This is a genomic window from Anoxybacillus sp. P3H1B, from assembly GCF_001560855.1.
Taxonomy (GTDB): domain Bacteria; phylum Bacillota; class Bacilli; order Bacillales; family Anoxybacillaceae; genus Anoxybacteroides; species Anoxybacteroides rupiense.
The window spans coordinates 1-25614 of sequence record NZ_LPUG01000028.1; the positions used below are offsets into that span (position 1 = coordinate 1).

Sequence of the window (25614 nt, forward strand, 5' to 3'; positions counted from 1 at the left end):
TGTCGGATACGCCCAATTCTCGGGCGACCTGCGCCACCGGCTTCCCCTGTTCCTGAATCATTTTTACGGTTTGGATTTTGAACTCTTTGTCATATTTCTGACTCATCTTCGGACACCTCGATTTTGCCAGGTTTATTGTCGCATTCTCGATTCTCGGTGTCCACTATTTAGTCTAGCATCATCGACGATTTTTCCTTTTCTTCCACTGTCACAATTTTTTTCTTGTCATCCTTATCTTCGTCATCTCCGCCACCATCGCTGTCTCCAAATAAAGCTGTACAACTACCCAAGAGAATAATTAATATAAAAATCAAACAACCACAACCAAAACAACCGATTTTTTTCTCTTTTTCTTCAGACATCGTTCTACCTCCCTCTATATTTCTAACAAATAATCAATTTCATTTCCAGTCCGAAATCACGAGCGCTGCATTCATTTAATTTAAAAACTGTAGGTATCACATATACCAAAAACACACAAAAAAGCCCCGCAGAGATTTCTCTCCGCGAGACCTTTCGACAAGCTTTGGACGATGACAGGCACCTATCCCAATATATTCTAATTACTTAACAGCAACACCGTTAGCATCTTTTAATACTGTTTGACCAGCTTTAACTTTTACAACTGGAGTAGCAGCAGGAGCAGTAGCTAAACTAAATTTAACTTGCTTAGCATTTCCAGATACAGTTACAAGGTCACTAACATCATCAGCAGTTAATGCAGTACCATTTACAGTCACATCAAATGCATCAAGAGCATCAGTTGTAGCTGGAACTGTTAAATCTTCATTGAAAGTTACATATACATCAGTACCTAATACCTGTACATTTGTAATAGTTGCAGCAGTATTGTCCTTAACAACTACAACGTAGTTAGCTGGATTGATAACGTTTCCTGCTTTGTAGCAACACCAGAAACTGTTAGGATTGCATTTGCACCATTTGTTTGGTCACCGATGTTAATTGAGTTAGCTGGAAGTACAATATTTACTGTATTTTTAGAAGCACTTGTGAAGTAAATATCTGTACCTTCTGGTAAAGATTTACCATCTAATTTATAGTTTGCAAGATTCAATGCAGATGAAGTAACCTCTTCGCTATATGCTACTTCAAACACATTATTAGTACCAACGTTTCTTACTGTTGCAGTTGGTTTTGTAGTATCAGCATTTGATGGTGCACCAACTGTGAATGTTGAAGTTACAGCAGCTGATTGATTACCATATTTATCAGTGAAGAAACCAGCTGGGATAGTAACTGTATAAGTTCCTGCATCAAGAGCAACATCACCAGATTTTAAATCCACTTCATAAGTTTTAGCATCATCTGATTTCAATGTTGTTTCAGCGTCTACTACATCAACTTTTACTCCATCAGCATTCTTAACAACAATATTTGCATCAGAACCAACAACAGTTAGGTCTTCATCAAATTTAAATTGTAATTTTTTGTTATCAGAAGAAACTTGAGAAGAAACAAATGCAGGTGCTTTTACATCCTTATTAAATGTTAAGCTAGTGCTGAACAAATCATTAGAATTTGCAGGAGTTGCAGTATCAGTCATAGCACCAGCTGCAATATATAATGTAAATGTTTCACTTGTTGAAGTACCAGAGAAGATTCCATCTCCCGCTGTTGCACCATTTAAGTCAACTGTTAAAGTATATGTTTTTTCAGTTGTATCAGTTGTATCTTTTTCTAAAGTTACATCATATTGAGTAGCACCTTTTTGTAACTTAGCAGCTACTGATGATTGAGTAATTGCTTCGCTTAGTGTTACTTTTGCAGTGTTTTGTCCAGTTACTTGTACACCAACAACTTGTGGTTTACCAGTATCAGCAGCAGGAGCAATAACAGTGCCATTAAATAATGACATTTCATTTGCAGCAGTAGATGCATCTTTTGCACCTGCAACATATAAGTTAGCTGTTGAACCAGCAGCTAAAGTATAAGTTACATCCACTTTATTTGGAGCATCGCCAGCAGCAATAGCAGTTACAGGAACAGGAGTTCCGTTTACGCGAACAACTGTTGGCAATTGACCAATTGGTTCTGAAAATTCAAGAGTGATTTTACCATTTGCATAAGAAGTTCCTACAACTTCAGGTTTTACTTCATCAGTATAAGAGAATACTTGGCTGTATTTTTCAGTCTTAACTACATTTCCGTCCTTATCTTTCTTTGTAGTTACAACTGGGTTTACAACTAGAACTTGGTCTGTACCTTCAACATCTCCAGCAAATGTTAAAGTTACAGACTTTTTATCTTGAGAAAGAACAGCACTTGTAGGGTTAACACCATCTAAAGCATATAAAGTAGTTTCAGAAGCGTCGCCAGCTACAGTAGTATCAGATGATAATTCAGAATTGAATTTAACAACAATTTGTTTAGCGTTAATCGCACTTACACTCTCAACTTTAGGAGTTAGTTTTGCTTCATAAGCAGCTTTTACAGTTGCTTCTTTTGCAGTTAACTCAGCTTTGAATGCAGTTGCTTTTTCTAATGCTGCTTCAGCTGCTTTTAACGCTGTTTCAGCTGTAGCTAAGTCACCGCTGTTTGTTGCCTCCTCAGCTGCTTTTAATTTCATAGAAGCTGTCACATCGTATACTAAGCTGTCACGAAGCTGTTGAGCAGCTGCTTTGAATTGAGAACGAAGTAAATCGCGAGTTGTTTGTCCGTACACACGATCCAAGATTACTGTACGTTTGTTTAATTCATAAGAAATTTTGTGATAAAGCTCTTCTGCTTTCGAAAGGTCTTTTGCATCCACAGCAGCTTTTAATTCTAGACGCATTGCATCTAATTTCACTGCATAGTTGTATGCATCGATGTAAGTAACCACGCGTTTTGCCACGAACTCATTGTAAGTAGCATCCAAATCAGCAAGCAACGCGTCTTTGTTCGCACCGCCAGATTTCTTCACTAATGCTACCGCATCTGCATACAATTTTTTCGCTTTGTTGTACTCGTTGTACACTACTTTAATGTCTGGGAATTTACCAGTGTTTGTAACGGTGTGGCTGTAAGTATAGTAGGCATTTTTGAACTGAGCTTTCGCTTGGCTTACAACCGTTGGCACATTACTAGCCGCTTCAGAAGCATTCGGATTTGCAGCTACAAACGCACTCGCAGCAATTGCGCTTGCAGTTACAAGTTTAACAGCTTTCTTTTTATCCATAGAGTAGTACGTCTCCCTTCTTTCGTTTCATATATAAAACTTTAGAGCAATGAGTACTAAAAGATATTTAGCAGGGTCATTGCCTAAAAGATTTAACGGGTAAAACATTCCTATTTCTCTATTACTAGGCAATAGTAGGAAATAGCTTTTATATTGCTATTTCCTGATGTTTCTTCCCCATCGCTCCACGTTTACTATAATAATACATTTTTCTCTAAAATTCTAGTATTAAATACAAATTTTTTAATCAATTCTATGTTAAATATAACAAAAAAACAAATTATATAAAACACTCTTTTTCTTTATTATTTTCTGAAAAAAACAAGCAAAAAAATTACTTCTCAACCAGTATGATGCTCATATCACTATCATCCTATTAGGTGTGTTCTATAAAGTAATTATACAACAATATTTGCCATATGAAAGCATTTTTATGAAAAATTATGAAATCACTAGTTTGAAAATTTTTGTCGATTCATATGAAGCTGCAAATTTTCTAATTCAAAGCCAAAATTCCTGCCCCCTCTAATCCATTTTTTTCACTTTAATTGGAAATGGATCACCCAATTCTGTGTCAACCACGTCATATCGACCATTCAATAACAAGTTCACAAAACGAAACTGCCCATTAAAACTGTTGGGATCATTAGCAATTGTAAATTGCAGTTGCATATAGTAATCATCATTATTGACAAGTTGCAGTCCAATGTCCTCTAATTCATCTTTAGGAACTTTGTACTGCTCCAAGTACGAAATAGAATCCAGAATCTGATCATAGCGATCATCAAAATACGCACGCAATGTCACAACATTTCCTTCTATCGTCCCGTCCAACGGCAACGGATCATCTTCTGCGTAAAAATACCATCCGAAAAGATGATTTCCCTTTTGTGTTTCAATAAAAAACGTCACTTGCTGATTGCCGCTGACCAATTTATACTCTCCTTTTAGCGACTGCTTTACCAAAAGAGCGAATTGTTCGGCAGAAAGAGATACATACTGAATGTGATCGCTCTTTCGGACATAGGCATTGCCGCCCAAACTGTAAAAAAGCGTTCCTTGAATCTTTTTACTGCTATAAACACGGTATTGCTGCCCTTTTTTTAAAGTGCGGAGCATGGTCAGCCTGTCTTGTTTGTACTCATATAACGGTGTTTCTTTGACAACAATCACTTTTCCGATTGTTCCCTTTTTCAGTTCCAAACCGCCCCATAGTACCTTTGCTTCAGTATGCTGACCACTTAAGCTAAAAAAACAAATAATGACTGTGATCGCAGTCATCACGCATGTTAGCCCTTTTTTTACCATCACGGACGACCCCTTTTTTACATTTTATTCAATTTAATTCCGACAGATGCTTCCATCGATCAAGCTCAGAACAAACCTCAATGGATCAGGTGAAGATGAATACAGGTTATCGCAAGCCAAATGAATGATCTTTCGGAACCATTATACTACTGTAAGAGAGGTTCTTTGATCACCAAAAACTAAGTGATTCAGTCTCCTTGTAAAATCTCTTACCAAAACCTCCAAATGAAAAAATTCGTCGTGGAACTGAGAAATTCCTACTTCTATAACTGGTAAGTAGTTCTCACTAACTATATAAAAAATGCTTTTTACCGTTACCTGAATCTTTTCATTGTATTGATGGCTCTGTTTACCAATGGGATGTAATAAAACATATGCCTAGAACCCACCATACTTTGATATTTTTTAGACTTTTGCTGATAAGAGGATAATAAAAAAACAGCAGAAATTTAAATAGTAATCCCTCCTTTCTTTACTATTTTGTCTGTTGACACACATGCCCAAATATCGGCGCACGTCCAATTGAAATGTAGGTCACACCCGAATATCTAGCATTTTCGAGTGAGTAACAATTCCGTCCGTCGAAAATGAAAGGGGTGAGCATTTGTTCCTGGAACACATAAAGCGGTGTTTGCTTAATTTCCTCCCATTCTGTTACAATGAAAGCTACTTCTGCAGCATCAATCGCTTCGACAACTGTGGCGGCATACTGAACCGACTCTGGCAGTTGCTTTTTAGCATTCTCGACTGCAACAGGATCATAAGCAACGACATAGGCACCTTCATCCACTAGCTTTTTAGCCATGATAATTGCTGCCGATTCACGAACATCATCTGTATGAGGTTTAAATGAGAGTCCTAACAATGCTACTTTTTTCCCCTGCAAACTTCCTACATACTGTTTGGCTTTATCAAGCAATCCAAGCTGCTGCCTGTTGTTAACTCGAATGACTGACTCTAATAATTCAAATTGATGTTGTACGTTTCCCGCCAGCTGCACAAGCGCTTTTGTATCTTTTGGAAAACATGAGCCTCCGTAGCCGATGCCGGCTTTTAGAAAATGCGGCCCGATCCGGTGATCCTGCCCAATTCCATAAGCAACATCATCAATATTGGCGCCAACCTTTTCACAAATATTGGCAATTTCATTAATAAAGCTGATTTTCGTCGCCAAAAATGCGTTGGCGGCATATTTAATCATTTCCGCACTGCGAATATCGGTATGAATAATCGGGATGCCGAACGGTTTGTTAATATCCGCGATCACGGTTGCAGCTTCGGGATCATTGGCACCGATGACAATGCGGTCGCCGTGAAACATGTCGTAAATGGCGGAGCCTTCCCGCAAAAATTCCGGGTTGGAAACAACGGTAATATCCGCTTCCGCCGCTTTATGTTCATGAATCATCCTTTGAATACGATCATTTGTACCGACCGGAACGGTGCTTTTGATGACGACGATCACTCGTTTGCGAACATAACGACTAATGGCCAGCGCCGCTTCTTCCACATATGTTAAATCAGCCGATCCATCTTCTTTTTCCGGCGTCCCAACAGCAATATAAATGATATCGGCTTGTCCATACGCAACTTGTTCATCAGCTGTAAAAAAGAGCCGTCCTTGCTCCATGTTTTTTCGCATTAATTCGTCTAAACCTGGTTCATATATCGGCGAGATTCCTTGTTTCATCATTTGTACTTTTGGTTCATCTATATCATAGCAAATCACATTATGTCCAATTTCTGCAAGACAAACCCCCGTAACAAGACCTACGTACCCTGTACCTGTAATAGTGATTTGCACACTATGTTCCTCCTACGATGACATCATCTCATATCTCTCATTCTATAATAACCGTTATGGAAAAGAAAGCAAATATATTCCACAATAGAACCAAACGACAACGGTCTCGTTCAATCGTTTCCTTACAACAGATGACAAATTTTTTATTACCCTGTACATCAACAACAAAAATATCCCCGCACCATGGTCTCGCTCGACATGGATGCGGGAATGGCTGGCTTAACAGCTGAACGGCTGTGGAGGCTGATTCGTTCTTCCGAAATGATAAAGAATCGCTTGGACAATCCGTTCGGACGCTTTTCCATCTCCATAAGGATTGGCCGCTTTGGCCATCCGTTCATAGGCCGCTGGATCGTTCAGCAGCTCAAACGCCATTTGATAAATCGTTTCCTCGCTTGTGCCGGCCAGCTTTAACGTTCCAGCTGCGATTCCTTCCGGGCGCTCGGTCGTATCGCGAAGCACAAGCACAGGCACTCCAAGAGACGGCGCTTCCTCCTGCACCCCTCCGGAGTCTGTTAAAATCAAGAACGAGCGTGCCGCAAAATTATGAAAATCGACGACGCCTAAAGGTTCAATCAAATGAATGCGGTCATCTTGGCCGAGAATCTCGTTCGCCACTTCCCGGACGGCAGGATTTAAATGAACAGGATAGACGACTTGAATATCATCATGCTCTTGCACTAACCGTTTAATCGCGCGGAACATATTTCGCATCGGCTCTCCTAAGTTTTCCCGGCGGTGGGCCGTCAGCAAAATCATCCGGCTTCCATTCATCCGCTTCAGCACAGGGTGGTCGTAATCGTTGCTCACCGTTGTTTTCAGCGCATCAATGGCAGTGTTGCCTGTAATAAAAATGGAATCGCGTTTTTTATTTTCGCTCACTAAATTGTCATGCGCCTGTTGGGTCGGGGCAAAATGAAGATCAGCCATGACTCCTGTCAGCTGGCGGTTCATTTCTTCTGGAAACGGTGAATATTTGTTCCATGTCCGCAGTCCCGCCTCCACATGCCCTACGGCAATTTGATTATAAAACGCCGCAAGGCTTGCGACAAACGTAGTGGTTGTATCGCCATGCACAAGCACTAAATCCGGCCTCACTTCCTTCATAATTTGATCCAATCCAGAAAGAGCCCGGACGGTAATATCGGCGAGCGTCTGGCGATTCTTCATAATATTCAAATCGTGGTCTGGCGTAATTCGGAACACGTCCAGTACTTGATCAAGCATTTGACGATGTTGTGCCGTTACGGTCACAATTGATTGTATATGTTGGTCATGTTTTTCTAATTCTAATACAAGAGGCGCCATTTTGATCGCTTCTGGCCGCGTCCCAAAAATGGTCATTACTTTTAATTTTTGCTTCATATTTTCACCTACAATATTGATGGCTATAAAAAACCTATTTCTAATTCTAACAGGGGTATTCGGCAATGAAAAGCTGATTTTTACTCAATCTTTTCCAAGGGAAATCCGTCCATAAAAACTGTTTATTTCCAAAATAGAGACATGACGTCGAACAAAGGAGATACACATGAAAACGAAACAGCGAAAATGGCTATGGGTGATCGGAATAACAATGGTTCTCGCCCTCGCTGGTATTGGCGCATATGCTTATTCTATTTATTCCAACGTCAAACATACGGCACAACAAATTTATGAGCCCGTTACACCAATCGCGCCCAAAAAACGCACAAAGCCTGTGTCATTAAAAAGGCAAACCCCGATTTCTTTTTTATTGATTGGCGTAGATGAGCGCAAGGGCGACCGTGGTCGAGCGGATTCGCTTATCGTTTTGACCGTCAATCCAAATGAAAAATCCATTAAGCTGCTCAGCATCCCGCGCGATACGAGAGTCGAAATGGTCGGAAAAGGGAAAATGGATAAAATAAACCATTCTTACGCATTCGGCAGCGTCAATATGACCATCGCTACCGTTGAAAAGTTTCTTGATATTCCTATTGATTATTATATGAAAGTCAACATGGAAAGTTTTAAAGATATCGTGGATGCCGTCGGCGGAGTCACTGTAGATAATCCCTTTGCCTTTACATATGACGGCGTGACATTTCCAAAGGGAGAAGTGACTCTTAATGGAGATAAAGCGTTGAAGTATGCCCGCATGCGCTATGATGATCCTCGCGGCGATTTTGGTCGTGAGGATCGACAAAAACAAATCATTGAAGCAGTGATTCAAAAAGGAGCCACCCTTTCTTCCTTCGTCTATTACGACGATATGCTGGCGGCTATTGCCAAGCATGTCAAAACGAATTTAACACTCACACAAATGAGAGATATTCAAGAGAGGTACAAAGAGGCACGCCAGCATATGGAGCAGCTCCATTTACAAGGAACCGGAACAAAAATAAATGGCATTTTTTATGTGCTTATTTCTGAAAAAGAGCGGTTGGCCGTGTCGAATGCATTAAAAACCCATTTGGAAGTGAAGCAGCAAAGGAGCGGCTGATGTAATCAGCCGCTCTAAACGGTTGACAAAAGCTCTCGTCCCTCGCTCCACTGCCTTCCTTGTCTGCCAACCATTTTCAAGCCCGTCCATTACCAGCTTAAAATCGTCGGATTACCAATACCGCTTCGCTCCCACATAGCGAGAACTCCAATAAGAATTGCTAAATGAGCTGATCGTTACTCCGGTAGAGCTGCCGCTATGAAGAAATTGATTGTTGCCGATATAGATCCCCACATGGGAAACCGTATTACCTTCCGTTTTGAAAAAAACCATGTCGCCAACAGAAGGAGAGGAAACACTAGTGCCCGCGTTCCACATCGTAGCGACCGTTCGCGGCACCTTGACGCCTTGCTGCTGGAATAAGTAATAAATAAGCCCGCTGCAATCAAAGCCTTGCTCCGGGGTTTGTCCTCCCCATACATATGGCTTGCCCAACAATAAAGCGGCATCCGCTACCAGCTCAATCGGATCGACCTTCTGTACCGAATTTTGGGCCTTGAGCCTTTGATAAGTCGTATCATCAACAATCCCTGTCACTTTTAAGCCGGCATTTTGCTGAAATTGCCTCACTGCATCAGCTGTAATCGTTCCGTAATAGCCGGTAATTTGCGCAGAGGTGACAAGACCAAGCTGGTTTAGCTTCGTCTGCACCTCCTTCACCAAATCGCCGCTGGACCCAATCGTTATGTAGATGGTCGCCTGATTGCCGCCCGATGGCGCGGTCTCCTTCGGCTGCACCGCTTCCCTCAGCTTGGTGAGCGTCGCATTGTCCACCGTCCCTGTCGCAGAAAGGCCCGATTGCTTTTGGAATTTTTTCACCGCGCCAGCCGTGATCGTTCCATAATAGCTTGTAATTTCCGGATAAGTGAAGTGACCGAGCTGTTTCAGCTTCGTCTGCACCTCCTTCACCAAATCGCCGCTGGACCCAATTGTTAAGTAGGCAGTCGCCTGATTGCCGCCCGATGGCGCGGTCTCCTTCGGCTGCACCGCTTCCCTCAGCTTGGTAAGCGTCGTATTGTCCACCGTCCCTGTCGCAGAAAGGCCCGATTGCTTTTGGAATTTTTTCACCGCATCGGCTGTGATCGTTCCATAATAGCTTGTAATTTCCGGATAAGTGAAATGACCGAGCTGCTTCAGCTTCGTCTGCACTTCCTTCACCAAATCGCCTCTTGATCCAATCATTAAGTAGATCGTCGCCTTATTAACAGAGGACGTCGACATCTTTGTCTTTGCATTTGCCGCGTCCTTCAGCTTGGTAAGCGTCGCATTGTCCGCCGCTCCTGTCGCGGGAAGCCCTGCTTGCTTTTGGAATTTTTTCACCGCGTCGGCCGTGATCGTTCCGTAATATCCTGTAATTTCTGAGTAGGTAAACAAGCCGAGCGTTTTTAATTGCTGTTGCAGCGTTTTAACTGCTTCACCAGAAGCCCCTTGCTTTAATGCAGGCTGCGGGCTGGATGCGGTCTTTAATTTTGCATACGTTTGATCGTCGACCACCCCTGTGACTGGAAGCTTAACAGAGGATTGGAAATTTTTTACCGCCGTCTCCGTGATCGTTCCATAATAGCCAGTTGCCGTTGGATACGTGAAAAAACCCGCCGCTTTTAACAGCTGCTGCACTTCTTTGACTTTCGCGTCGCTCATGCCGATTTTCAACTGCGCCGCTTTACCTTCTGTAGGCAGCATAAACAGCGCTGAAGCAAATGCCGATGTCATGATAACGTGCCGCGCCTTCCATTGCATTCTGCTCTCCCTCCTTTAACCGTTCGCCATGTCGAAAAAAGGAATTCAGCACTTGAATTCTTTTTTTCGACTGGCGCTAGTTCTAGTATAACGAAACTTTCTTTTTTATTGAAGGAGACTTTTGTTATAATTCTTGTATAAATGACGAGAAAAGCAATTAGAATGAAAGAATAGAAACGATTCGGGAAAGGATGAGAACAGTTGCTGCAAACAAGTCTGTCGAAAGCGGCGCTGGAGGAAACGGCCCGCCAGCTCCAACGAGAAATAGCCTTTCCTTTGCACGAAGCCGATTTAAAAAAAGGATTGAAGCTTTATCGAGAAGGCTTCGTCTATAACGCTCATTTACTCGATTCTCAAACGGTGCACGCTCACGTATTAGACGAAAAGGTACACCAATTAACGCTTCATTTTACTGATCTTTCACAAGGCCGCTGCGAATGCGGAGCAGCTCCTATATGCTCGCACAGATTGGCGCTCTTTTTTTATTTATACGCAAATGTCGGCCCCGTCGGAGAACTGGTCCGAACGTGGACTCAAAGACAACCATCGATTAAGCTGGCCAAAGCCAGCCAAAGCGGAAAGCCGTCAGGTTCATCGAGCAGTTGGCGGGAACAATTTGAACAGGCTTATCACCGCTTTTTAACTCATTATCGCATGATTGACTATTGGTTCGCCCATCATTTATGCGACCGTTTTTTTCCATCACTGCTCGATAAAGCTCCTGATTTGTCCGTTGAAAAACAGCTTTATCATCTTCACGCTGCACTGTTTACCTTTGAGCAGCTGATCGAATATAGCGAACGGTTTCAGCGATATTCCTACCATCGCTCCTATTGGGAAGCAGCCACTTCTGACTTCGTAAGCGTCATTCACAATAAATGCGCATCTCTTGCCAGCATGTCCATACCAGCAGCCTATTCCACACTGCTGAAAGAAACTCAAGAATATGTGCATTCTCTCTTATTTACCGGTCCAAATTTGCCGGACTTGCGCATTCGCGTGTATCAAACCGTATGGAACATGCTCGTTCAAGGCGGATTATCTACGGAGCATGAGCAAGAGAAGCTGCAGCCGAAGCTAGAGCATCCCTCTTCAAAGAAGGAAAGCCTGATCGCTTTAGCCCATCTCGCCTTTTTGCGCCGTCATGATGGAGAAGCATTCGCGTTTCTCAAACAGTCTGATATGCCGGTTGTTTCGTATTTGCTGTTTTGGCTTCGGGAGCTTTCCCATACTCGACAGTGGACGCGGATGAAGGCGTGGTGGCCGCTGTGCCTAGATGCTGTCGCTTCGCTCGAGACCATCTCTCATCATAATAGAACGCAAATTATCAGAGAAGTGCTCCATCTATTGGAACACTATACAGAGACTACTGGAGATGGAACCTACTACGAGAGGATGCTGCAAAAGCTGCTTCCATATAGCGCCTATGATTACAGCCATTTTCTCATGGCAAGCGGCCAATATAAAAAATGGGTCGATTTGCATCTCATCGCCAATATGGAAATTGAAGATATCCACCGCTCGTTTTTGGCCGAGATCGAAAAGAGCGATCGTTCATTATTGCTGCCGCTTTACCATCACGGCGTACAAAAAATGATTCAAATGAAAAATCGCCAAGCTTATAAACGCGCCGTTAAATATTTAAAAAAGCTGCGCTCCTATTACCGGTCATTGGGCAAATATCATATATGGCTCGAATACCGTGAGCGATTGTTGGCCGAAACGAAGCGGATGCGAGCGTTTTATGAAGAAATGCAGAAAGGAAAGTTGCTGAATGATTAAGACCATTACACTTATGGGACGATGGCTTGATGAGGAAGAAGCTTTTTTCCTCTACAGCAACGTCCCTTTGAATCTTTGGCAAACGATCGCTTTTTCTTGGCATGAGGAAAGCTTTTACGGCACGCTTTTGTCGAGTGCCAAAATAGGCCATGAGGAAGGAGTTTTGCTTTCTCCATGGGAAGCGGCTACTTTTTTTGCACTTTCCCCTGAAAATGAGCTGGCTCCGCTTGAGTGGAGCGAAAGCTTGTCTACTTGGCGACAGTGGGCGCAAGAAATGATGGACGATATTTGCGAAATGCGCCTCATGCCCGATTTTTCCGCATGGAAAAAAGGCGGATTCGGTTGGAAACGGAAGGATGGAGCTGATGAAGATCGCTTTTTAATAAAATGGCGGGCGCTTGCGATCAATGAGTGGATCAGACGCGACCGCGAGCTAAACGAAACATGGGAGGAAATTGTTCGCACCTATCCGCTCACTACCAGCCATATCCCCTATTGGCTCACCAATGAAGACGACTGGCTGTATGAAATTGGCTGGAATGGCCAGCGTCCTCCTTTTATGGTAGCGCTGCGCCTTACCGAGCCGATGGAGGATTTCTCCCATTGGTCTCTAGAAACGGTGCTCGTTGCTCATGATGAAACGGAAGCGCTCGTCTGGCACAAGTCCATGGAGTGGCCAGATGGATGGCGGGAGCACGAACAAGCCATTCAGCGCGCCTATCGCCTCTGGATGAAAGTCGTACCTTGGCTTGCCGATGAAAACGGCGGGTTTTTGGTTGATTTGGATGATGAACAAGCATGGCGCTTTTTATCGGAGGCAAGCGAACAGCTCGTAGAAGCCGGCGTGCGCATTTTATTGCCTTCTTGGTGGGAAGCGGTCAAACAGACACGCCTCACGCTAAAAGCAAAAGTGAAGTCTTCTCCATCATCCAATCCGTCACTATTAGGACTGGATGCACTTGTCGATTTTGATTGGAAAATTGCCACAAACGGTGTGGAGCTTAGTGAAGAGGAGTTCGACCAGCTTGTCGCGCAAAAGCGTCGCCTCATGCAAGTGCACGGACGTTGGATTCAGCTTGATCCTAAGCTGATTCAGCACGTACAGTCTTTAATGAAAAAAGCGCGAGAAGAAGGAGTGGCCATTCGCGACATTCTACAGGAAGCCTTCGTACAACAAACACAAAGCGAAACATCCGAAGAGACCGGCGAGCTCCGTCGGTTTGCCATTGAGCTAAATCGCAGTTTTCAAACGCTTGTAAGCAAGCTGACAAACATTGACCGTATTCCATCGGTTTCCATTCCTCATTCATTTAAAGGAACACTGCGGCCATACCAGCAGCGTGGTGTCGACTGGCTGCTCTTTTTGCGTCGCTTTCGTCTTGGCGCTTGTCTGGCAGACGATATGGGGCTTGGTAAAACGGTGCAAATGCTCGCTTACTGGACATACGTGCAGAAGCATGAGGCCAATCAACAGCCGTCTCTGCTCATTTGCCCAACGAGCGTGATCGGTAATTGGCAAAAAGAATGCGAGCGGTTTGCCCCGTCTTTAAACATCTATATTCATCATGGCTCAAACCGCGCAAAGAAAGAAGCGTTCGTTGCCGCGGTCAAGCGGGCCGATCTCGTCCTCACCTCGTACAGCTTGGCTCATCTTGACAGCGACGAGCTAAAATCCATTGAATGGGACACCATCTGTTTAGATGAGGCCCAAAACATTAAGAACGCCGATACGAAACAAGCATGCGCAATTCGAACATTCATCGGCCGTCATAAAATCGCCCTTTCCGGCACGCCGATGGAAAACAGGCTAAGCGAGCTGTGGAGCGTTTTTCATTTTATCAATCCCGGTTATTTAGGCAGCCAAAGGCAATTTCAACGCCGCTTTGCCATCCCTATTGAAAAGGAACGGGATGCCCAAAAAGTGGCGGTGCTGCAAAATTTGATCCGCCCGTTTTTATTGCGGCGTACGAAAACCGATGAAGCGATCGCTCTTGACCTTCCTGATAAGCTTGAACAAAAAGAATATTGCCCGTTGACGGCCGAACAGGCGTCTCTTTATGAAGAGCTTGTTCAGCAGACGCTGGCCGACATCGAAAAAGCAGACCGATTTGAACGGCGCGGCCTTATTTTGCAAATGCTAAACCGTCTGAAACAGCTATGCAACCACCCGGCCCTGTATTTAAAAGAAGCCAATCCGGCCAACCTTTTAGCACGCTCCCGCAAATTGGAAAAATTACTGGAGCTTATCGAGCAAATCCGTGAGCGCGGAGAAAGCTGCTTAATTTTTACGCAATATATCGAAATGGGGCGGATGATTCAACAGTTGATCTCTTCCCATTTTCACGAACAAGCGCTCTTTTTAAACGGCAGCGTCCCGAAAGCGGAACGCGACCGCATGATTGAGCAATTTCAACAAGGTGCCTTTCATATGTTCATTTTATCCTTAAAGGCTGGAGGCATCGGATTAAACTTAACCGCGGCCAACCACGTGATCCACTTCGACCGTTGGTGGAATCCCGCTGTCGAAAATCAAGCGACAGACCGCGCTTACCGCATTGGCCAAAAGCGGTTTGTTCATGTTCACAAACTGATTACGGTTGGCACGCTAGAAGAAAAAATCGATGAAATGATTGAGCGCAAGCAAGCGCTGAATAACGAAATTATCCAAAGCGAAGCATGGATCACCGAGCTTTCTAATGAAGAACTACGGGAGCTATTGATTTTGCCAGCCATGGTTCATAAAGGAGCGGAACGATCATGAAAAACACACGGAGAAAGAAAACAAAGGAAGCAAGCAAGCAAACGGCTTGGGAAAAACTGCGTGAGCAAATGGCGAAAAAAATAGCCAGCCGCCAGCAACACAGCCAGCAAACAAACAGCAGCCTCAGATGATCGATTTCATTTTTGCGCCGCATGGATATCGTTCATTCATCCACACGAACAACGGGGGCATGAAATATGATATAGTATATGGATAAGATATGCAGCAAAAGAAAATAGAGAAGCAGCCAGCATGCCGGGCTCGTCTGATAGGATCAAAGGATAGCTCCATCATCCCGACGGCTGCCTCGGCTCCGGCCGGAACATCGCCAAATACGATATCTGCTGCTTTCGGTAAATATAAAAGGTTTGTAGAATCTGAAAAATTAGCTGGCGTTCGATCGCAAGAAGCTCATGAGCACAGAGACGGACATGCTTTCGCTGCACGTCGCTCCATTCGTAGGACACAACGGAAACCGTTCTTGTTTTTAAATGAAGGGCAACGGCGAACATATAGCGATGATCGACCGATTTGAACAGAAGATGCACACGCGCATTTTCTTGGCACTGAATCACGCGCAGCCATTGTCCGTGGCAAAGCTCCGCGGTCGTGTTCGTCTCCCTCTTTAACAGCGAGAGCGAATAAGAAAAACGATGGGCCGGCCTTGAATGAAACGGCAAAGACCAGGCGCTATTGATTTCTCGAATAAACACGCGGCACGAGGGCTCACAGCGCTTGCTTTGCTTTTTTTCATGCACGGCAATATCAGCTAGATAAAGATTCACAAACATCCTCCTTTCCTTAAAAATCTTTCAGTCAGCAGGTTTTTTTCGAAATCCCTTGTACAGCTTCATTCATAAAACGTAAACGGACCAAATATAATGGGACTATCTATCCTTCAGCTGAGTTTGATTGACAGGCCTCCATTTGCTTGCTGAAAGTTGAGATGGCCTCTATCGAACAAATTTTGTTTGAACGACAATCTCCTAATAAGAGGCAGCTCTCATGATGGAAAAAGGGCCAACCATATGCGGCTGGCCAATATGTGAGGGGACGAATCGAGGAAAACCGTTAGATGAGGACATCATCTTTCTGTTTATGGGGAAAATAAGAGGATCCATTTTTAGACGGGATTACTCTTGCGTGTTCCATACGGCGGCCTTGCCGCCCATAAAACGAACAGACTCGGCAATAATCTCGGTCACATATACACGTTTTCCCGCTTGATTTTCGTAATTTCGTGTTTGAATGCGGCCCATGACGCCAATAATCGAGCCTTTGCGGCAATAATGAGCCGTGTTCTCCGCTATTTTTCGCCATAGCTTGCAATGAATAAAATCTGTATCAATTTCACCGTCCGTATTGCGGAAGCTGCGGCTTACGGCCAGCGTCACATTCGCCATCGCTGCCCCATCTGCCGTATAGCGAAGTTCTGGATCTTTCGTCAAACGGCCGACTAACACGACCTGGTTAATCATTCCATTCCTCCCTTCTATCATTATATATTGGCCGCATTTCTAGCATAAATCATGGCAGTTTGATCCGTAAAATAGCGACTTTTGAATTTTTTTATTTACTTTTTCACAAAATATCGATAAGACTATTTTCTAATGATGCAAAAAACGACAAAAAAATTCAATTTTTTTCATTTTTTTATCTTTTTTCGTGTGAAGCTTGTTGATCAATCCCGTTTGTTCATTTTCTTTTTCCAATATGATTGTGTTATAATCTTGTTTGAGACAACATTGACGAGGTGATAAAATGAAAACCTTCAAGCTTGTGGGGGTTCAGGTCATTGACGATCATCTACATCGCCAGCAAATTCCACTCATTGACGGGCTCATCATCAATAAGGAAGATGGCAGAAACCGATGGCTCGTTGAAACATATATAGATAAACAATATGAACCACTATTCGCAAAACTCCAACGTTCTCAAGATGAAGTTCGCCTCGAAGTGACCATTTCCCACACCGGCAATGATCCAGCTTATATGCTTGCAACCATTCATTCTGTTACATCGATGAAGGAGCATATTAGTGTGCTCATGGAAGGACTTATGATCCGTAATCGAACAGATTTGGCAGAGATTGTGCTTGCCGGGCTTGTTGAAAAAGGATTGCAGGGTGAAGCGCTGCTGAAGGAATTTAAGCATGAGCTTCATGAGCGCCGCGGCATGAAGTGGCGCGAACCTGTAAAAGTGGATCAAGCAACAAAGGGCTAGATGATTCTAGCCCTTTTTTTGTTGCTCTTTTCGGCTGGCTGATGGCGAAATGAAATCCGCCACAAGAACATACCGCTGTTTGGCATTTCCGATAAAATCAAAGGGATAGCAAGTCGTTACCGTTAGCGTCGGCCGCGGCTTCTCCACAAGCACCGTACGGTCGTTTTCCGAAACAATGCGCACCTTTTTCACCCGATAAATAAACTCGCCAGCTTTCGTTTGGACAATCAGCTCGTCATTCTTTCCCACGCTTCCTAAGCGGCGAAATACCGTGTCGCGGTGGCCGGATAGCACGACATTGCCTTCTTCGCCAGGTAAAGCGCTTTTTGGATAATGCCCGACCCCTTTGCGAAGCTGCTGTTCTGTCGCTCCATGATAAATGGGGATCGAAATATGAAGCTTAGGAATAAACAAGGTCCCCATGTGCTCATCCAGCTTCGGCTCCGGCTGACCTGTCTTTGTCTCGACAGATGAGATGACGGGCTTAGAGATGGGTTTAGACTCTGTAGCGATGGGCTGAACGGCACGGTATCCTTCCCAATACGCATACCCATTCCATGCGGCCACCATGCTTCCCGCTATCATCCAGCCAATGGCTACATATTTCCTATACCTCGCTTTTCTCATCTTATTTCACCGTTCTCTCCCGCTTCCGCCAATACATCACGGCTCCAAGCAGAATCATCATCAGACCAAGCAGCATATTCTCCATATATGGCGAGGCCGTATTCGGCATTTTTTCGCCCTGCATTTTCGCTTTCATTTCACCGCCGATTTCCCCAGCGTGAATCAGATTTTCCCCGGCATGAAGGATATACCCTGATTTGAGCATTTCTTCAGACAGCTGCATATCCGCCAAGATCTCTCCTTGAGAGTTGCGAAGTTCAACAAGCAAATCGCGGCCTCCCAGCGTGTTCATATCCAGCAGTTTCTGATAGGATATTTCTTCCTTTTGACCATTCACTAAATAAAATACAGGATGGATTTCTAACGTTGCCAGCATGTCCTCCCAAATAGAGAGCAGCTCCTCTTTTTGTTGCTTCTTCAGCTTCGTCGGATCCTCTATATTGAGAAACCGCTCCATTCTCGCGTCCAGCTTTTTCATTTTCTCGGCCAGAGCTTTTTCATCAAGCGCCATGATATGGTCAAACAAGCGGTTCGCCTCTTGTTCAGTAAATCCGATCGCAGAGAGCATATCATTGATTTGCTGCATCGCCGCATCATGATGCAAATAAAAATGAACCGCCGCATCCAAATCCTCAATAAACGTATAATCCTGCAACGTCTCCCCGAATTGACCGAGCAATGCTTCTAGCTCCTCTTTTGTTAGTTTATGGCGCACAAGCAATTCATTTAATTGCTCCTCCGTAATCGGCGTTCCGAGCCATTGCTTCAGTTCATCCACCGTCGCAAAATCCGCCAGCGTCTTGTCATAATCACTTAAATACTGTTGTAAATCATTCATCGTCCATCCAAAGCTGCTTATGTACGGTTGTACTTCTTTCTCGTTCACTTGCGCTGCAGCTGGCTGTCCAAATCCGTCTATACCAATAAAAAAGCAGAAAACGATGACCCAAAGAAACTTTTTCAACGCTTGTTCCTCCCTTAAAAAAATTCATACGATAGTATTATTTTCCATTATGCATACTCTTATGTATTTACTATCTTTTATTTTTTCAAACATGAAAAAGCTTCTTTGTTTGTGAGAAGTGGATTTAGAAAAGGGGGGGCATTTACCAGCAGCACGTCTTCGCCGCTCCCTTATATGAACTCCTGATTGAATGGACATGTCAGCTACATAAGTCACAAGCGCAACAGCTAGAGGAAAGAGGAAGGCCATTTTGAAAATGCCCGGACAAAGCGGATGCCATGCTGGTTATGATTCTCGGCAGGGCTCTCGCATTCGTGAACCATAATAAAAACCATCCATCTTCAAAAAACTAGAAAGAGATGGATGGTTTTGTCTTTCGTCTATTCTTTTTGTGCATATACGGGCGCAAAATATGCGTCGTACAGGGCACGGACAGCTTTATTTACCGCTTCTTCCTTCACGCCAAACATCATGCTTACTTCAGAAGAGCCTTGGTTAATCATTTCAATATTAATCTGCGCTTGGGCAAACGCCGCTGTCGCTTTGGCCGCGACCCCGACAGCGCGCTCCATTCCCTCTCCGACCACCATAATGAGCGCCAAGCCATATTCAATATGAATCTCATCAACCTTTAGCTCCGTTTGAATCCGATCCATAATCCGCTGCTCTTTTTCTCCCTGCAGCTGATTGGCACGCAAAATGACCGACATGTTATCAATTCCAGATGGCGCGTGTTCGTACGAGATGCCTTCGTCCTCTAGAATTTGCAGCAGCTTCCGGCCAAATCCGATTTCGCGGTTCATTAAATATTTGCTTACGTTAACGCTGCAAAAACCTGTATCACTGGCGATGCCGGCAACTGGCACATTCCGGTGGTTCCGCTTGGCGACAATCCAAGTTCCGGGGGCCTCCGGGTTGTTGGTGTTTTTGACGCATACCGGAATTCCTGCTTTATATACTGGCTCGAGCGCTTCATCATGAAATACCGAAAATCCCGAATAAGATAGCTCTCGCATTTCACGATAGGTAATTTCCCGCAATTGCCGTGGATTTTCGACCATCGACGGATTGACACAATAAATGGAGTCCACATCTGTAAAGTTTTCATACACATCGGCGCCGGCTCCAGCGGCTACGATCGAACCAGTAATATCTGAACCGCCGCGCGGGAATGTGACAATATGTCCTGTTAATGAATAGCCGAAAAATCCGGGGATCACGACAATATTTGAGCATTGCTTCAGCTTGCTCAGCTTTTCATAGGAATCCTGCAGAATTTGGGCATTGCCGGGCTCATCCGTTACAAAAATGCCGGCTTCACGCGGACTTACATAACGCGCTTCCATGCCAAGGCTCCGCAAGTAAAAGGCCATTAATCGGGCATTATGGTCTTCGCCGCTCGCCTTGAGCGCATCAAGCAAACGGAGATGGTCATCATGATAGGCAGCGATTTTTTGCTGCAAGTCGGCTTTCATTTGCTCTATAACCTCCGATGCTTGCAGTTCCAAGCCCCTAGCGATATCCGCATATCTCTCGACAACGGCTTCAATCAAGCTGTCGTATTCGTTTCCTCTCATAACGGCTTCCGCCAAGCGAATCAGTAAGTCGGTCACCTTTGTATCGGCTTTATACCGCTTTCCTGGGGCTGATACAACGATGATGCGCCGTTGCTGATCGGATTGGATAATGCCTGCCACCTTGCGGAACTGCTCGGCGCTCGCCACAGAGCTTCCCCCGAATTTTGCTACTTTCATCTTCCATAACCCTCTCTGTTTAAAGATTATTTATATTTTGTTATCATACCACATTTTTTCCGAAGGAGAAGCATTAATTTCTGATAATTCATTCATTTTTGTTGAATATTTCCCGCGCGTACGTTGGCAATGCCCTCTTTGCATACGCCATACGGAAGCCATGAGCAATTGGCGCATAAGTGATCTAAATCGTCTGGACGCACTCGGGCAGCGGTCCGCTGCAAAAGCTCTGATTTCCAATAAATCTTATTTTCTTCAAGCCCTAAATGCTTGATCACTCTTCGATCCATCGCGACCACATGGTCATTGGAACGAGGAGAAGCTTGGCATGTCGACTCTCCATGATGCGGACAGGCGGAGCACGCTTCATCGAGCGCCACCACCACTTGAATCGGGAAATCTTTTTCTTCATTGCGGATTTCCTTCACAATCTCTTTCATTTTTTCCACAAACGACGGGCTGTATCCCATGCCGCGGAATCCATGGACGCATAATAAATGATGTCCTCTTAGCCGCAATGGCTTCATATTCGTCTTCCCCCTCCCCCATTTTCGATATCCCTTTCATTATACGCCGAAACTTGGACTTGATGTACGAGATCGTCAGAAGTCGCCCCGGTCTGCGCCGCACTTGGAAACCGAAGTCCTCTCGGCGGACGCCTAAAAAAAACCGCCACAATGGGAATTTTTGTTCGATGATTTTATAAATGCCGCAACGCGTCTCAAGCGTGAAAAACAGCAAAGTCGCTTTGGCCCGCCTCGCTTCAAGTGTATCGCGATGCACATCAAGAATCAGAGATGATCCTTTGGAGAGAATGACCTTTGCCTGCTTCTGCTTGTACCGCTCAATACCGTGAATATGGCGCAGAGCGAGCCAAAAGCATTTATCGCTTTCCGGGGAGCAAGTGGGGATCATATATAATCGCAAAGAAGTACAAACACAAATGGGAACCATTTGCTTGAGTCCTAAAATAAGCTTCGCTGCCTCCAATCGTCCTTCGTAGCCGCATCCATAGTAGGTGCAGCTATGCTCGACAATTTTTAACGGCGACTTTTCTACTATATACGTCGCATTGGTTTCATGGACAATGGTGCATAATTGGCCGTACTCATTGTAGAACGGCTCAAGTGCTTGCGTATCTTCCACGATTTCATAGTGCCTTTTCACTCCAAGTTCCCCCTATATTGATAATCATCCAAATTTAGTACGTATGTTCGATTTTCGAACAAAGAAATCTCATCGATTATGACCACCTCCATCTTTATTATACAAAAAATTACAAATTTAAAAATAATTTTTATCATTCCGGCAAAATTTTTCCTCCTCACCAGGCTCTCTATTGACTTTCCATTGCCAATAATGGCATGCTAGATGTACATCACTATATACAAGAACAAGGCAGGGACCCATGGATGGAAGTAACAAAAGAAGAACTATCACAAGTGTTATCTGCGTTGATGCAGCAGCTTATCGGCAGCTGGACGAAAGAAAAAATCCACTCCGATGTGCTTGAAGTGATTATGAAAATGAGAATTGACGCTGGACATGAAGAGGAATATATGCAACTGCTGCTTGGAAATGTGGCTTTTGCGACAGAATCGACCTATGCACTGCAAAATGTTTTGCAAACGATTTTAACCAATCAAGCGTTTCCGACGACGGCTGCTGTTGAAGCGATGATGGAAGAAGCGCAGGCCCGCATTCAAGACCAGCTTCCGACTCTTATTGACCGATATGCTTCCCATTTCTCACAGCTGGAGGAGCACGAGCGCAAAATGCAGCTTGAACGGTCATATTGCGCTATTTTATTGGCCAATCGCATCAAAACTGATTTTATTTTCAGCTTTATCCATGAGCAAAACCAAGAGATTATGAAAAACTTTTTCACCGTTGATCCAAAAGACATGCTGGAAGCCTTCCATCATTTGAGCGGCGCATATGCGACGCTTCTTTTGGAGGGGCTGGAACTGACCTATTAGAAAGGCTGACCGTGTGTCAGTCTTTTTTATATGTTGTATGCAAAGGTAGTGGAACAGTCTTCAATTAAACGATTAAACTGGGGATGTCTATTTTTTTAGACTCCCTAGTTCATTTTAGAGGGGAGCCATGAGCTATGTTAATTGATTTTGACGGATCGATTCTGATAGGAGCCGTCTTATTATGGGGATTTCTTATTGTATTACTTAAATGGAAATTTAAAAAAACGAATCTTTACCTTATTTTCTTTTCCCTATTCTACATTCACCTATGCAATGTATTAAACTATACTCAATTTCCGATTATTTTAGATCCTGAAATGAAAAAGGAAATCGGGCAAAATGTATGGAGAGATGCTAATTTTATACCGTTTAACCTCCATAAAGAAGATATGAAAACATCGCTTCTCAACATTTTATTAACGATCCCTTTTGGATTTGGTATTCCTTTTATTGCAAAGGTTAATTGCAAACGGATCGCGTTATTAGGAGTTTTATTAGGAATTTGTCTGGAATGCTTACAATTAATCATCGCATTAATCGTTGGATTTACTTTTAAATACGTCGATATGAACGATGTCCTATTCAATTTCTCTGGTGCCATTTTAGGATACGGCCTCTTTCAAGCGTTCATGATCCTTTTCAAAGCATGGATACATAAACTGAATATTAAATTAAACCCATTTTTGAAGTATATTTACGAAATAAATGAAAACGAAAGATTCCTGTCTCGTTAGCGAAGTGGGAGTCGTTCACATCTTTTATGTCATATTCTACAAAACCCGTGAGTATAATCGTTATCGGGTGTAGATTCATCGTTTTATTTTGACAACCTCCCCATATAATGCTATGATTTTCCTGGGGAGAAATTTCACTATATTTTGTATGCGCTTCCTTTGTAAGCGCATATAAGAGAAACAAAGGGGGAATTTGGATGATTTATACTCAGCCTGGACACCCTGGTTCTCTCATCACGTTTAAAAAACGCTATGAAAACTTTATTGGCGGCAAATGGGTGCCTCCGGTCGACGGGGAATATTTCGAAAACATTTCTCCAGTGACTGGACAGCCGTATTGCGAGGTGCCTCGTTCGAAAGCAGCTGATATCGAGTTGGCTTTAGACGCGGCCCATGAAGCAAAGGAAGCGTGGGGCCGCACATCGGTCACGGAACGGGCCCGCATCTTAAACAAAATTGCTGACCGCATGGAAGAAAATCTGGAAATGCTGGCGGTTGCCGAAACGTGGGAAAACGGCAAGCCCGTCCGCGAAACACTCGCGGCCGATATTCCGCTCGCCATTGACCATTTCCGCTATTTTGCTGGCTGCATTCGCGCTCAAGAAGGATCGCTTGCAGAAATCGACAACGATACAGTTGCTTATCACTTTAAAGAGCCGCTTGGGGTCGTCGGACAAATCATCCCTTGGAATTTCCCGATTTTAATGGCGGCATGGAAGCTGGCACCAGCACTGGCAGCAGGAAACTGCGTCGTATTAAAACCAGCAGAACAAACACCAACATCCATCCTCGTATTGATTGAACTCATCGAAGATCTTCTGCCAAAAGGAGTCGTCAACGTTGTCAACGGCTTTGGGCTCGAAGCAGGAAAACCGCTCGCCTCCAATCCTCGCATTGCCAAAGTGGCATTCACAGGCGAGACAACAACGGGCCGGCTCATTATGCAATACGCATCGCAAAACATCATCCCAGTTACACTTGAGCTTGGCGGCAAATCACCAAACATCTTCTTTGCCGATGTGGCTGAACAAGACGATGAATTTTTTGATAAAGCGCTTGAAGGCTTTACGATGTTTGCTCTCAATCAGGGCGAAGTGTGTACATGCCCATCTCGCGCCCTCATTCAAGAATCCATTTATGACACCTTTATGGAGCGGGCGTTAGAGCGAGTCAAACAAATTAAGCAAGGCAATCCGCTCGATACCGAAACAATGATCGGCGCTCAAGCGTCTTCCGAGCAACTAGAAAAAATCCTATCCTATATTGATATTGGAAAGCAGGAAGGAGCCGATCTGCTCATCGGGGGAGAGCGCAATTTCTTGGAAGGCGAATTACGCAATGGATATTATGTCAAACCAACCGTTTTCAAAGGCCACAATAAAATGCGCATTTTCCAAGAGGAAATTTTTGGACCAGTCGTATCTGTGACGACATTCAAAGACAAAGAGGAAGCGCTCGCCATCGCCAATGAAACATTGTATGGTCTTGGCGCTGGTGTTTGGACGCGCGACGTCAACACTGCTTACCGCTTTGGACGTGGCATTCAGGCTGGACGCGTCTGGACGAACTGCTACCACGCCTACCCAGCTCACGCTGCATTTGGCGGATACAAAATGTCCGGTATCGGACGCGAAACGCACAAAATGATGCTTGAGCATTATCAACAAACCAAAAATCTGCTTGTCAGCTATTCGCCTCAAAAACTTGGATTCTTTTAATAAAAAACGCCGTAAAGATCGACGGCTAAGCAAACATTTCAACAAGGCAGTGTGCAGCTTGCGCGCTGCCTTTTTTGAAAGGAGGGAAAAATGATGGGCGAACAGCCAAAAGTGATAGCGACGGAAGCGGCGCTAGAATTGATTGAAAAGCTAAAAGCGAAATATGGACCGCTGATGTTCCATCAATCTGGCGGCTGCTGCGATGGTAGCTCTCCAATGTGTTATCCGCAAGGCGAGTTGATCGTCGGCGATTCAGATGTGCTTCTTGGCGAAATCGGCGGCTGCCCGTTCTACATTTCGGCGGCGCAGTACGAATATTGGAAGCACACTCAGCTTATTATCGATGTTGTTCCCGGACGCGGCGGCATGTTTTCGCTTGAAGGCCCAGAAGGGGTGCGCTTCTTAACGCGCTCGCGGGTCTTCGGCTAAAAAACGCGCTAGACCCTGCCAAACTAAGAGGGCCGCATGGTCCTTCTTTTTTATGCCGCCAAACAAGCAGATCTCTTCATCTGCCTCGAGAATATCCAGCACTCCTTCCCCTCCTTAGAACCTCTTCTATATTTTCCTATTTCTTCCGA

At 44.2% G+C, this 25614-nt stretch carries 24 protein-coding genes; 9 read left to right on the top strand and 15 right to left on the bottom strand.

The window, feature by feature from the left end:
- The 7 genes from AT864_RS15305 to wecB form a co-directional block, all read right to left on the bottom strand.
- Window positions 1–106, bottom strand: a 106-nt coding sequence (locus tag AT864_RS15305; protein WP_156450490.1) for a transposase, incomplete at its 3' end; no start/stop codon positions are given.
- 61 nt (window positions 107–167) lie between these two features.
- A complete protein-coding gene (locus AT864_RS15310; protein WP_066150440.1) occupies window positions 168–362 on the bottom strand; it encodes a hypothetical protein in 195 nt (64 codons plus the stop codon).
- Window positions 363–563: 201 nt separating this feature from the next.
- Window positions 564–740, bottom strand: a complete 177-nt coding sequence (locus AT864_RS18020; protein ID WP_156450554.1) for a hypothetical protein — start codon at window positions 738–740, stop codon at window positions 564–566.
- 122 nt (window positions 741–862) lie between these two features.
- Window positions 863–3178: a hypothetical protein gene (locus AT864_RS15315; RefSeq protein WP_066150443.1), complete on the bottom strand. Its 2316-nt coding sequence runs from the start codon at window positions 3176–3178 to the stop codon at window positions 863–865.
- A 525-nt stretch (window positions 3179–3703) separates the two neighbouring features.
- A complete protein-coding gene (locus AT864_RS15320) occupies window positions 3704–4486 on the bottom strand; it encodes an SLAP domain-containing protein (RefSeq protein ID WP_066150446.1) in 783 nt (260 codons plus the stop codon).
- Between the two features lie 475 nt (window positions 4487–4961).
- Entirely contained in the window at window positions 4962–6290 is a 1329-nt protein-coding gene (locus AT864_RS15325; protein WP_066150449.1) for a UDP-glucose/GDP-mannose dehydrogenase family protein, read from the bottom strand.
- Window positions 6291–6509: 219 nt separating this feature from the next.
- Window positions 6510–7655 (bottom strand): non-hydrolyzing UDP-N-acetylglucosamine 2-epimerase, encoded by a 1146-nt coding sequence (wecB, locus tag AT864_RS15330; protein WP_066150452.1) that lies wholly within the window; start codon window positions 7653–7655, stop codon window positions 6510–6512.
- 166 nt (window positions 7656–7821) lie between these two features.
- Between wecB and AT864_RS15335 the strand changes: the two genes are divergently transcribed.
- The gene (locus AT864_RS15335) at window positions 7822–8754 is read left to right on the top strand and encodes a LytR family transcriptional regulator (RefSeq protein WP_066150456.1); all 933 of its coding nucleotides are present in this window, start codon (window positions 7822–7824) and stop codon (window positions 8752–8754) included.
- A 111-nt stretch (window positions 8755–8865) separates the two neighbouring features.
- On the opposite strand, the gene AT864_RS15340 is transcribed toward AT864_RS15335, so the two are convergent.
- Window positions 8866–10467, bottom strand: coding sequence for a peptidoglycan-binding protein (locus tag AT864_RS15340; protein WP_369815667.1), 1602 nt, complete (start codon window positions 10465–10467; stop codon window positions 8866–8868).
- A gap of 228 nt (window positions 10468–10695) precedes the next feature.
- Between AT864_RS15340 and AT864_RS15345 the strand changes: the two genes are divergently transcribed.
- From AT864_RS15345 to AT864_RS18560, 3 genes are read left to right on the top strand one after another with little or no spacing between them, the layout of a single operon-like run.
- Window positions 10696–12276, top strand: coding sequence for a hypothetical protein (locus AT864_RS15345; RefSeq protein WP_066150462.1), 1581 nt, complete (start codon window positions 10696–10698; stop codon window positions 12274–12276).
- On the top strand, window positions 12269–15037 hold the full coding sequence (locus AT864_RS15350) for a DEAD/DEAH box helicase (RefSeq protein ID WP_066150465.1): 2769 nt from the start codon (window positions 12269–12271) through the stop codon (window positions 15035–15037). The genes AT864_RS15345 and AT864_RS15350 overlap by 8 nt, the downstream gene beginning before the upstream one ends.
- Window positions 15034–15168 (top strand): hypothetical protein, encoded by a 135-nt coding sequence (locus AT864_RS18560; protein ID WP_255357517.1) that lies wholly within the window; start codon window positions 15034–15036, stop codon window positions 15166–15168. Before AT864_RS15350 ends, AT864_RS18560 begins: the two co-directional genes overlap by 4 nt.
- A gap of 159 nt (window positions 15169–15327) precedes the next feature.
- Here the strand turns inward: AT864_RS18560 and AT864_RS15355 are convergent, their stop codons facing one another.
- Window positions 15328–15822: a hypothetical protein gene (locus AT864_RS15355; protein ID WP_066150468.1), complete on the bottom strand. Its 495-nt coding sequence runs from the start codon at window positions 15820–15822 to the stop codon at window positions 15328–15330.
- Window positions 15823–16170: 348 nt separating this feature from the next.
- Complete coding sequence (gene ssb, locus AT864_RS15360) at window positions 16171–16515, bottom strand: single-stranded DNA-binding protein (protein ID WP_044742425.1); 345 nt, start codon at window positions 16513–16515, stop codon at window positions 16171–16173.
- Between the two features lie 283 nt (window positions 16516–16798).
- Here ssb and AT864_RS15365 point away from each other — a divergent pair, with 283 nt between their 5' ends.
- On the top strand, window positions 16799–17260 hold the full coding sequence (locus AT864_RS15365; protein ID WP_044742424.1) for a YwpF-like family protein: 462 nt from the start codon (window positions 16799–16801) through the stop codon (window positions 17258–17260).
- Between the two features lie 6 nt (window positions 17261–17266).
- On the opposite strand, the gene AT864_RS15370 is transcribed toward AT864_RS15365, so the two are convergent.
- From AT864_RS15370 to AT864_RS18430, 5 genes are all read right to left on the bottom strand, one after another.
- The gene (locus AT864_RS15370; RefSeq protein ID WP_156450555.1) at window positions 17267–17887 is read right to left on the bottom strand and encodes a class D sortase; all 621 of its coding nucleotides are present in this window, start codon (window positions 17885–17887) and stop codon (window positions 17267–17269) included.
- A 1-nt stretch (window position 17888) separates the two neighbouring features.
- Window positions 17889–18851: a processed acidic surface protein gene (locus tag AT864_RS15375; RefSeq protein ID WP_066150471.1), complete on the bottom strand. Its 963-nt coding sequence runs from the start codon at window positions 18849–18851 to the stop codon at window positions 17889–17891.
- A 380-nt stretch (window positions 18852–19231) separates the two neighbouring features.
- Window positions 19232–20605, bottom strand: a complete 1374-nt coding sequence (locus AT864_RS15380; protein WP_066150474.1) for an aspartate kinase — start codon at window positions 20603–20605, stop codon at window positions 19232–19234.
- Window positions 20606–20697: 92 nt separating this feature from the next.
- The gene (locus tag AT864_RS15385) at window positions 20698–21132 is read right to left on the bottom strand and encodes a DUF1284 domain-containing protein (protein WP_066150477.1); all 435 of its coding nucleotides are present in this window, start codon (window positions 21130–21132) and stop codon (window positions 20698–20700) included.
- Window positions 21014–21772, bottom strand: a complete 759-nt coding sequence (locus tag AT864_RS18430; protein ID WP_231734677.1) for a competence protein ComK — start codon at window positions 21770–21772, stop codon at window positions 21014–21016. Before AT864_RS18430 ends, AT864_RS15385 begins: the two co-directional genes overlap by 119 nt.
- A 245-nt stretch (window positions 21773–22017) precedes the next feature.
- Here AT864_RS18430 and AT864_RS15395 point away from each other — a divergent pair, with 245 nt between their 5' ends.
- From AT864_RS15395 to AT864_RS15410, 4 genes are all read left to right on the top strand, one after another.
- Window positions 22018–22584, top strand: a complete 567-nt coding sequence (locus AT864_RS15395) for a hypothetical protein (protein ID WP_066150481.1) — start codon at window positions 22018–22020, stop codon at window positions 22582–22584.
- Window positions 22585–22718: 134 nt separating this feature from the next.
- Window positions 22719–23318: a VanZ family protein gene (locus tag AT864_RS15400; RefSeq protein WP_066150484.1), complete on the top strand. Its 600-nt coding sequence runs from the start codon at window positions 22719–22721 to the stop codon at window positions 23316–23318.
- Window positions 23319–23515: 197 nt separating this feature from the next.
- A complete protein-coding gene (gene adh, locus AT864_RS15405; RefSeq protein WP_044742419.1) occupies window positions 23516–25036 on the top strand; it encodes an aldehyde dehydrogenase in 1521 nt (506 codons plus the stop codon).
- 93 nt (window positions 25037–25129) lie between these two features.
- On the top strand, window positions 25130–25465 hold the full coding sequence (locus AT864_RS15410) for a DUF779 domain-containing protein (protein WP_044742418.1): 336 nt from the start codon (window positions 25130–25132) through the stop codon (window positions 25463–25465).
- Window positions 25466–25614 lie beyond the last annotated feature (149 nt).